Source organism: Cellulomonas sp. P4_B5_2 (assembly GCF_056402235.1).
Window position 1 is genome coordinate 1 of sequence record NZ_JBFUHU010000173.1, and the last position, 7956, is coordinate 7956.

Below are 7956 nucleotides of genomic sequence, written 5' to 3' on the forward strand. Positions count from 1 at the left end.
GCTCCCGACGCGGCACCCGGCGCCTGGGCGCCCACCGGACTGTCGTCCGGCACGGTCCCGGCGCCCCGCGCCGGCGGCGAGCCCGCGGCACCGGTGTTCGGCGCGCCGCTCGGCGGCCTCCCGGACCCGGTGCGTTCCGGCGTCGCACGCGACGAGGACGACGACGACTACGACGACGAGGACGACGAGGAGCGCCCCAGGCACCCGTACACGTGGCTGCACCTCATCGTGCTCGCGCTCGTGGCGTTCGTGCTGGGCTTCCTCATCGTGCTCCTGCTCAGCAACACCACGGAGGACGACCCCGGCTCCACAGCCGCGGCCCCCGTCACCCACTCGACGACCGGCCTGTCGGCCGGACCTGCCTGACCCGAACCTAGGAGACCCGTGGCTGCGACCGAACGAGCGATCGAGCTGGCCCTGGCGGCCGCTCGTGCCGCGTCCGACATCAAGGCCGAGGAGATCATCGCGCTCGACGTCAGCGAGCAGCTCGTGCTCACCGACGTCTTCCTCATCGCGTCCGGCACCAACGAGCGGCAGGTCGGCGCGATCGTCGACGCCGTCGAGGAGGCGCTGTTCAAGCTCGGCGCCAAGCCGATCCGGCGCGAGGGCAAGGCCGCGGGCCGGTGGGTGCTCGTCGACTTCGGCGACGTCGTGGTGCACGTCCAGCACGCGGAGGACCGGGTGTACTACGCCCTCGAGCGGCTGTGGAAGGACTGCCCCGTGATCGATCTCCCCGCTGACGCGCGGGGGACCGACGAGGGCACCGACGCGTGACGGCGGGGCGGCTGCTCCTGGTCCGGCACGGCCGGACCGCGTACAACTCCGAGGCGCGCCTCCAGGGCCAGGTCGACATCCCGCTGGACGCCGTAGGCCGCTGGCAGGCCCGCACGGCGGCCGCCCGGCTGCTGACCCGGCACGAGCCGACGGTGATCGTCACGTCCGACCTCAGTCGCGCGCACGAGACGGCCAGCTTCCTCGCGCGAGCGACCGGCCTCGACCTCGTCGTCGACGCGCGTCTGCGCGAGCGCGCCTTCGGCCTGTGGGAGGGCCTCACGGGCGACGACCTGCGGCGGGACTGGGCCGACGAGTTCGCCGTCTGGCGAGCCGGCGGCCAGCCGGAGGGCGTCGGCGCGGAGACCCGTGCGGAGGTCGCGCAGCGCGTGCGTGAGGGGATCCTCGAGCACGCCGAGGCGCTGGGCGCGGACGACACCCTCGTCGTCGTCTCGCACGGCTCCGCGATCAGCTGCGCGGTCGGCGACCTGCTCGGCATGCCCACCGACTGGCACGGCTTCACGGGCATGCTCAACGTCCACTGGACCGAGCTCGTCGCCACGCGTGGCGATTTCGCGCCCCCGTGGCGCATGGTCGGGTACAACCTCGGCCCGACCGACGCGTCGAGCGACTGGAACGCCGGACCGGACACCACGCACGAGACCGACGCCGATGCGGAGACCCGGGACCCCGATTAGCGTTTGGGACCGCGTTCGTTCTAAACTCTCCGAGCGCCTACGGGCGTGAGTGGTCCCCCTCGGGGGGCTGCGGGGCTGTGGCGCAGCTGGTAGCGCACCTGCATGGCATGCAGGGGGTCAGGGGTTCGAATCCCCTCAGCTCCACCGAAAGTGCTGGTCAGAGGCCACGCCGGGATCCTGAACACAGGAGCCTGACGTGGCCATCGGCCATTTGTCGGACACTTATCGGTCCGGACTCGTCCTCAGGAGGCACAAGCAGCTCTGCGTACCGAGAAGGGTGGGCTGCGGCACCTGTCGGGCAGAGCAACCATGGGTGCGGCCTCGCCGGTCGACCTGTGCCCCGAGCCGTACGCCGGGGAACGGGGGAGGTGGCTGCACGACGTCGGGCCCGTCTGCGGATGGGCGAACCCCGACCGGGCGCACCGAGGCGGAGACGGTCCAGACGAGCCTTGGCACTGGGAGCTCGTCTCCGGTGTGGAAGTCCTAGCCGACGGCGCCTCAGCGTCGCGGTGTACACCACTGCGCGAGGAGCCTTCGATGCGGGTCGCTCGGCCGGCGATGGCAGCGCCCTCGTTCTGGGAAGGTAGTTCGACTGAGAGCTCGCGGACATGACCAGCGCGCCCGGCCGCCGGGTACGACAGGCTCGTGATCATCCTCTGGTTGGTGCAGCTCGTCGCGCTCGTCGCGACGCAACGCAACCTCGTCCTCGTCCTCGGAGAGCACGACCACGATCAGCTCGAGTGCAACTCCCCGCCCTAGATCCAGTGGCGCGCTCTGAAGACCAGGTACAACGTGACGCTCACGGCGCCCATCAGGGCGAGGGCGAACGGATATCCCCACGTCCAGTGCAGCTCGGGCATGAGGTCGAAGTTCATCCCGTAGACGGTGCCGATCAGGGTCGGCGCGAACAGGATCGCGGCCCATGCGGAGATCTTCTTGACCTCCTCGTTCTGGGCGTTGCTCGCCTCGGAGAGGGTCTTCATCTCCTCGTTCTGCCGCTGCGCGACGAGCGTGGCGTTGACCGTCAGGATGTCGCGCAGCGCGATCCGGAACGACTCGATCCGCTCGTCCACCTCGGTGACGTGGTCGGCGACGTCCCGCAGGTAGCGCTGCTGCTCCTCGTCGACGCCGTACTTGGACGATCCGGCGTCGAGCGCGGCGAGCATCGCGCCCAGCGGGCGAACTGCCCGCTGGAAGTCGACCACCTCGCGGGAGAGCTCATAGATGCGTCGGGAGACTGCGGGGTCCCCGCGGAAGACCTCGCTCTCGATCTCGTCGATGTCGTTCTCCAGCCCGGCCACGACCGGCCCGTAGGCGTCGACGACGGCGTCGAGGATCGCGTACAGGATCGCCTCAGGTCCCCGTCCGAGCAGGTCGGGGCTTGCCTCGACGCGGTGCCTGACGGCGGCCAGGTCGGGGGACTCGGCGTGTCGGACCGTCACGACGAAGTCCGGTCCGACGAACAGGTGGAGCTCGCCGAACTCGACCTGCTCGGTCGAGTCGAGGTAGCGGGCGGCGCGCAGCACGACGAACAGGGTCTGGCCGTACCGCTCGATCTTGGGTCGCTGGTGCGCCAGGATCGCGTCTTCGACCGCGAGCTCGTGAAGATCGAACTCGCGCGCCAGCGACTGCAGATGCTCGGCCGTCGGGCGGTACAGCCCGATCCACGCCATCGCGCCGCGGCTGCTCCGCAGCGCGGAATAGGTGCCGGTGAGGTCGGTCGGCGACGCGATCCGGACGCCGTCCCGATAGACCCCCGAGTCGGCGATGCTCGCCTGCAGCTCGAGCTCGCTCGAGTCGGGCATCGGGTCGCCCCGCCCGACGTGGTCCTCTGGTCCTCGCGCGCCCGGAAGGCGCGGCAGGTGGATCATCGGCAACCTGCCGGGCGACTGGCGACGTGTCATGACTGCGGTCCTCGCGTACGTAGACGGATGGCGGAGTCTGCCGGCGCGGTCCACCCGCGCGGAACCTACTCCCCGTCGGTGAACGCGCATCGAACTCGACTGCGGTCCGTTCGGCAGAACCCGGGATGCTAGTGCCGCGTCGAAGCCCGCTCGGCCTTCATGCGGCGCATGTCGCGGTGCAGCTCCTGGAGCAACAGGGGCCCGTCTGCCCACGCCTGCAGGCTTACCGTGGCGACGGCCCGGACCGGCGGCCACTCGCCGTCGGCGAAGTCGGGGGGACTCGCGGCCAGCGTTCGGAGCGCTCGCTGCCGCAGCTCCTCGGCAACCTCGCGGGCGCGCTCATCGGGTACGGCGGGGAGCACCGCCACGACGAGGATCTCGTCGTCGCCGAGCCGACCGAGAACGCAGCCTCCTGGGTAGGCGCCCGTCAGCGCCTGCGCCATGGAGGCGAGCACGCGGTCGCCGTGGGCGAGACCATGGGCCGCATTGAGCAGGCCGAAGCCCGCGATGTCGATCAGTGTGACCGCCAGTCGTTGGCGGGAACCCCGAATCTCCTGCGCCCACGAGGCGAGCGTGTGCTCGAGGAAGTGGCGGTTGACGAGTCCCGTCGTCCGGTCGCGGATGCCCTGGTCAGCGAGCGCGGCGGCGAGCGAGTGCACGAGCTCCGCCGTCCCTGTCGCCAACCAGAGGTCCGAGCGGACCACGACGTCCTCGAACCGGGATTCGGGCGGTCGGGCCATCGCGAGGAGCGCCGCCTCGACGACGGATGACGACGAGTCGACGACCAGGGGCTCCCAGTCGGCCACGGCGCGCGCTGGGCGACGCGTCAGGACCGCTCGGCCGTAGCCGAGCCGGCCGGCCATGGCGGCGTTGAACCGTGATCGCGTGATGAGTCCGATCCGGTTTGCTGCGTCCCGGTCGATGACGCCGATCCGCAGGAGCGTCGGATCGAGGAAGAGCGGCTCGATCTCGTGCACGGGCGTGTTGGCATCGACCGCCTGGAGCGGGACGGCGAGGGTTCCCACAAGGTCGGAGGACGGGACGGCGCCGGAGCGCAGGTCACGCAGAAGGGTCTGGACATCGGCCACAGTCCGAGCGTCGTCGCTGACACCGCAGGTCGTGAGCGTGTTTGGCGAGTCGCCAGTCAACGTTCACACGCGCGTCACCGGGAGCCGTTGCGTAGCGCTCGCCTGTCCCCAGTGCGCGCCCGACGGCCTGCGCTCTGGCGATGGCGTGGGCCGCTGCCGCTGGACCGTGGGTGATGGCGGTGCTCGGCAACGGGGTGAGCTCCCTAGCCACGATCTGTCTCGGGCGCATCCGGCCGCAGGGGCCACGTCACACCCCGATCGGCGTCGCTGTCGCTGTTGCCCGGAACGTTCCGAAGGCGTGTCAGGCCGAACCCGACGTCGAGGTCCACTCGGCGACCTGGGTCCCCAACGCCGCGGCCATGGCCTCCAGGTCGCGGCGGGCCTGGCGGTGCGAGGCCCAGACCCGTCCGGTGCCACGGATGCCGAGGGGCTCGGATTCCGGGTCGGCGGTCAGCACCACCAGCGTCTCCCGGGCACCCCGCGGCACGAGGTGCGCGGAGACCCGGTAGTCGATCCCGTGCCAGCTCCCGGCTCCGCGCGCGGCCTCCCCCGGGGAGGTGGAGTCGAGAACGACGTCGGCATGCTCGAAGTGCCATACGGCGGGGTTCTGATCCGTCGCGCGGGCGACCGTCGTCAACGCCCTCCAGGCGAGACGTGGATCGGCCGGGATCTCGATGCTTGCGGCAGTCTGCTTCGGCACTCCCATGCGTCCATCATGTGACCACGCGGAGCGTCGATGTCGAGAACGGACAAAGTGCCGGAGAGGACCGTTCTCAGGTTTGGGTCTCCCTCTCGCCGCCCCGCAGGAGCTCGAGCGCCTCGTGCTCGACGAGGACCGGCACGAAGTCGCGGACGCTCGACCCGGTGAACTGCGCCAGCTGTGCCTCGACGACCTCGCGCACGGTGGTGGACGGGATGTCGGGGAACCGGGCGGCGAGGCGCTCGACGACCTCGTCGATCGCGCGGCCTTCGTCCTGGAGGGGCATGTCCGACAGGTTCGCTGGCCGGGCACCCGGCGTCAACTGGAGGACGAGCGACCCATCACCCTCGAGATCGTTCTGCCCCGCCCGTGACCTGGACGTTCGTCCGGTTGTCGGGGGCGAGAGGAGCCGTCGATACGTCCGTCCTGTCTGATCGTCGGCCCCTGGTCGCCTGGTGTTCGTCCTGCGGTCCCGCACAGGTTGCTCACAGATGCAGCCGATCCGCTGAACTGCACCGGGTGCGCCGCGACAGGCGCCACGATGAGAGGACGGGATGCGGACGGTGCCGCCCGTGTTCCAGCTCTACCGGTTCTCCGACGACGACGCCGTGTGGTGGCGGCTCGTGAGCCCGAACGGGCGCGGGTTCGCCCGCAGCACTGTGGCGCTGCCGACCCCCACCGCCGCGCGAGAGTCCGTCGAGGCCGTGCGTGCGTCGATCGGGTCGCTCGTGCCTGTCCTCCGCCTCACCGAGACGTACCGCTGGCAGTGGTTCCTCACCGCCGACGACGCCCCGGTGGTCCAGGGGATCGGCGACAAGGACCGGCGCGTGCGCTGCGCCCACGCCTGCCGGGACTTCGTCCTGCTCGCGCCCGTGGCGCAGATCGACCCCGCCGTCGTCACCTATCGCCGGGTCTCGTCTCCCCGGGTTGCGCGACGCCCGGCGACGTGACCGTGACGCGTGCCCGGCTGGGCTGGGCTGCAGCGGGGGTCGCGGCGACGGCGGTGGTCGTGCTGACAGGGCTGGCGGCCGCGCAGCAGGCCGACGTGGCGAGCGGTGCGGCCGTGCTCCCGGTCGCCGTCGGCACCGCGCAGGTCGAGGCTCCCGAGAGTCCCGGTGGTCCCGTGGGGACAGCCGAGCTGGCGTCGCATGAGGTCGTGGCGCCGGTCGATCGCGCGTCCGGCGCCTGGGTGTCGGCGGTCTCGGGGGTGACCGGCGTCGGCACGGTGGCGCTGCAGGCGTACGCCGACGCCACCCTCGCCATGACGCGTCTGGGTCCTGGGTGTCACCTCGGGTGGACCACGCTCGCCGCGATCGGGACCGTCGAGTCGGGCAACGGCACTCACGGGGGTGCCCAGCTGCAGCCCGACGGCCGGCCGAGCATCCCGATCGTCGGTCCTGCGCTCGACGGGTCTGCCGGGACCGCGGCGATCCCGTCGCATCCCGAGGACGCCGCGTGGCACGGCGACGCCGTGTGGTCGCACGCGGTCGGCCCCATGCAGTTCCTGCCGTCGACGTGGAGTCGCTGGACCTCGGACGGCGACGGCGACGGCACGCAGGACCCGAATGACATCGACGACGCCGCGCTCGCGGCCGCACGGTACCTCTGCGCGTCCGGGCGGGACCTCGCCACGCCCGAGGGATGGCAGGCAGCCGTGCTGTCCTACAACCACGACGACGCGTACGTGGCGCTGGTCCTCGCGACGGCGAACGGCTTCGCCGCCGCAGCGGGTCGATGACCGGGCAGCTGCTCGGCGGGAGGTACGCGCTCGGGGGCCTCCTCGGCTCCGGTGGATCGGCCGATGTCTTCGCCGCCCTCGACGTCCGCCTCGGGCGGGACGTCGCAGTCAAGGTCGTGCGCGTCCCCGTGGCGCCGGGAGCGGATCCGTGGGCCCAGCTGCGGGCGGGTGCGCGCCTCGACCACCCGAACGTCGTGCACGTGCTCGACGCCGGCGCGGACGCCGGTGGGCGGGCGTTCCTGGTGCTGGACCTGGTGGTGGGCCGGACGCTCACCGAGCTGCTCGCGCGCGGACCGCTCGAGGCCCGCGACGCGCTGACCGTGCTGGACGGCGTGCTCGCAGGCCTGCAGCACGCGCACGAGCGGGGTGTCCTGCATCTCGACCTCTCGCCGTCGAACGTGATGGTGCCCAGCCTCGGCGAGCCGAGCGCGGTGCTGCTCGACGTCGGCGCGACACCGGCTCCGGACCTGACCGACCCTCGCGTGACGGTCAGTCCGCACTACGCCGCGCCCGAGGTGGCGACCGGTGTCGGCAGCGACGCCCGCTCGGACGTCTACTCCGCCGGCGCCCTGCTCTTCCACCTGGTCACCGGTCGGCCGCCTTTCGACCATCACGATCCGCAGAAGGTGCTTGCCGCCCAGGTGTCCGAGGTCGCGCCGGTGCCCAGCGCGGCCCGTCCTGGCCTGCCGACCGACATCGACCGGATCGTGCGGCGCGCGTTGGCCAAGGATCCGAACCGGAGACACGACGGTGCGGCGGACCTGCGCGCGGACGTCCGGGCCGCCCTTCTGCTCGCGGGCACGCCTGCCGCGCAGCCGAGCCAGCCTCGGGCCAACGGGTCGGTCCGGACCACCAGAGAGCTGCTCCCGGTTCGCCTGGTCGAGCCAGCACCGGGCGGGCGACCGACCAGCGGGGGAGCCTGGGTGACGTTGGGCATCGCGATCCTCGGCACGGCGTTCGTCCTCTGGCTCGCCCTGGCGCAGCCGTCGACGGCCGAGCCGCCGCCGCAGACGGTCGCGACCACTCCTCCCGTCACTCGCGCGACGCCGGCCCGTGG

General features: G+C 71.9%; 9 protein-coding genes, 1 tRNA gene and 1 pseudogene. 7 read left to right on the plus strand and 4 right to left on the minus strand.

Going from position 1 to position 7956, the window contains the following annotated elements:
- From AC1DUQ_RS13200 to AC1DUQ_RS13215, 4 genes and pseudogenes are all read left to right on the plus strand, one after another.
- Window positions 1-366 (plus strand): annotated as a pseudogene (locus AC1DUQ_RS13200) (hypothetical protein); the annotation flags it as partial.
- An 18-nt stretch (window positions 367-384) separates the two neighbouring features.
- The gene (gene rsfS / locus AC1DUQ_RS13205) at window positions 385-774 is read left to right on the plus strand and encodes a ribosome silencing factor (RefSeq protein WP_477062300.1); all 390 of its coding nucleotides are present in this window, start codon (window positions 385-387) and stop codon (window positions 772-774) included.
- Window positions 771-1469, plus strand: a complete 699-nt coding sequence (locus tag AC1DUQ_RS13210) for a histidine phosphatase family protein (protein ID WP_477062301.1) — start codon at window positions 771-773, stop codon at window positions 1467-1469. Before rsfS ends, AC1DUQ_RS13210 begins: the two co-directional genes overlap by 4 nt.
- A 71-nt stretch (window positions 1470-1540) precedes the next feature.
- Window positions 1541-1613, plus strand: a tRNA-Ala gene (locus AC1DUQ_RS13215).
- Window positions 1614-2224: 611 nt separating this feature from the next.
- Here the strand turns inward: AC1DUQ_RS13215 and AC1DUQ_RS13220 are convergent.
- From AC1DUQ_RS13220 to AC1DUQ_RS13235, 4 genes are all read right to left on the minus strand, one after another.
- Window positions 2225-3274, minus strand: coding sequence for a magnesium and cobalt transport protein CorA (locus AC1DUQ_RS13220; RefSeq protein WP_477062302.1), 1050 nt, complete (start codon window positions 3272-3274; stop codon window positions 2225-2227).
- Window positions 3275-3501: 227 nt separating this feature from the next.
- A complete protein-coding gene (locus AC1DUQ_RS13225; protein WP_477062303.1) occupies window positions 3502-4461 on the minus strand; it encodes a GGDEF domain-containing protein in 960 nt (319 codons plus the stop codon).
- Window positions 4462-4762: 301 nt separating this feature from the next.
- Window positions 4763-5167, minus strand: coding sequence for a hypothetical protein (locus AC1DUQ_RS13230; RefSeq protein WP_477062304.1), 405 nt, complete (start codon window positions 5165-5167; stop codon window positions 4763-4765).
- Window positions 5168-5234: 67 nt separating this feature from the next.
- Window positions 5235-5447: a three-helix bundle dimerization domain-containing protein gene (locus AC1DUQ_RS13235; RefSeq protein WP_477062305.1), complete on the minus strand. Its 213-nt coding sequence runs from the start codon at window positions 5445-5447 to the stop codon at window positions 5235-5237.
- 286 nt (window positions 5448-5733) lie between these two features.
- Between AC1DUQ_RS13235 and AC1DUQ_RS13240 the strand changes: the two genes are divergently transcribed.
- The 3 genes from AC1DUQ_RS13240 to AC1DUQ_RS13250 all read left to right on the plus strand — a co-directional run.
- The gene (locus AC1DUQ_RS13240) at window positions 5734-6111 is read left to right on the plus strand and encodes a hypothetical protein (RefSeq protein WP_477073934.1); all 378 of its coding nucleotides are present in this window, start codon (window positions 5734-5736) and stop codon (window positions 6109-6111) included.
- Window positions 6108-6899, plus strand: a complete 792-nt coding sequence (locus AC1DUQ_RS13245) for a lytic murein transglycosylase (protein WP_477062307.1) — start codon at window positions 6108-6110, stop codon at window positions 6897-6899. Before AC1DUQ_RS13240 ends, AC1DUQ_RS13245 begins: the two co-directional genes overlap by 4 nt.
- On the plus strand, window positions 6896-7956 hold a 1061-nt coding region (locus AC1DUQ_RS13250), incomplete at its 3' end, for a serine/threonine-protein kinase (protein ID WP_477073935.1). The genes AC1DUQ_RS13245 and AC1DUQ_RS13250, both read left to right, overlap by 4 nt.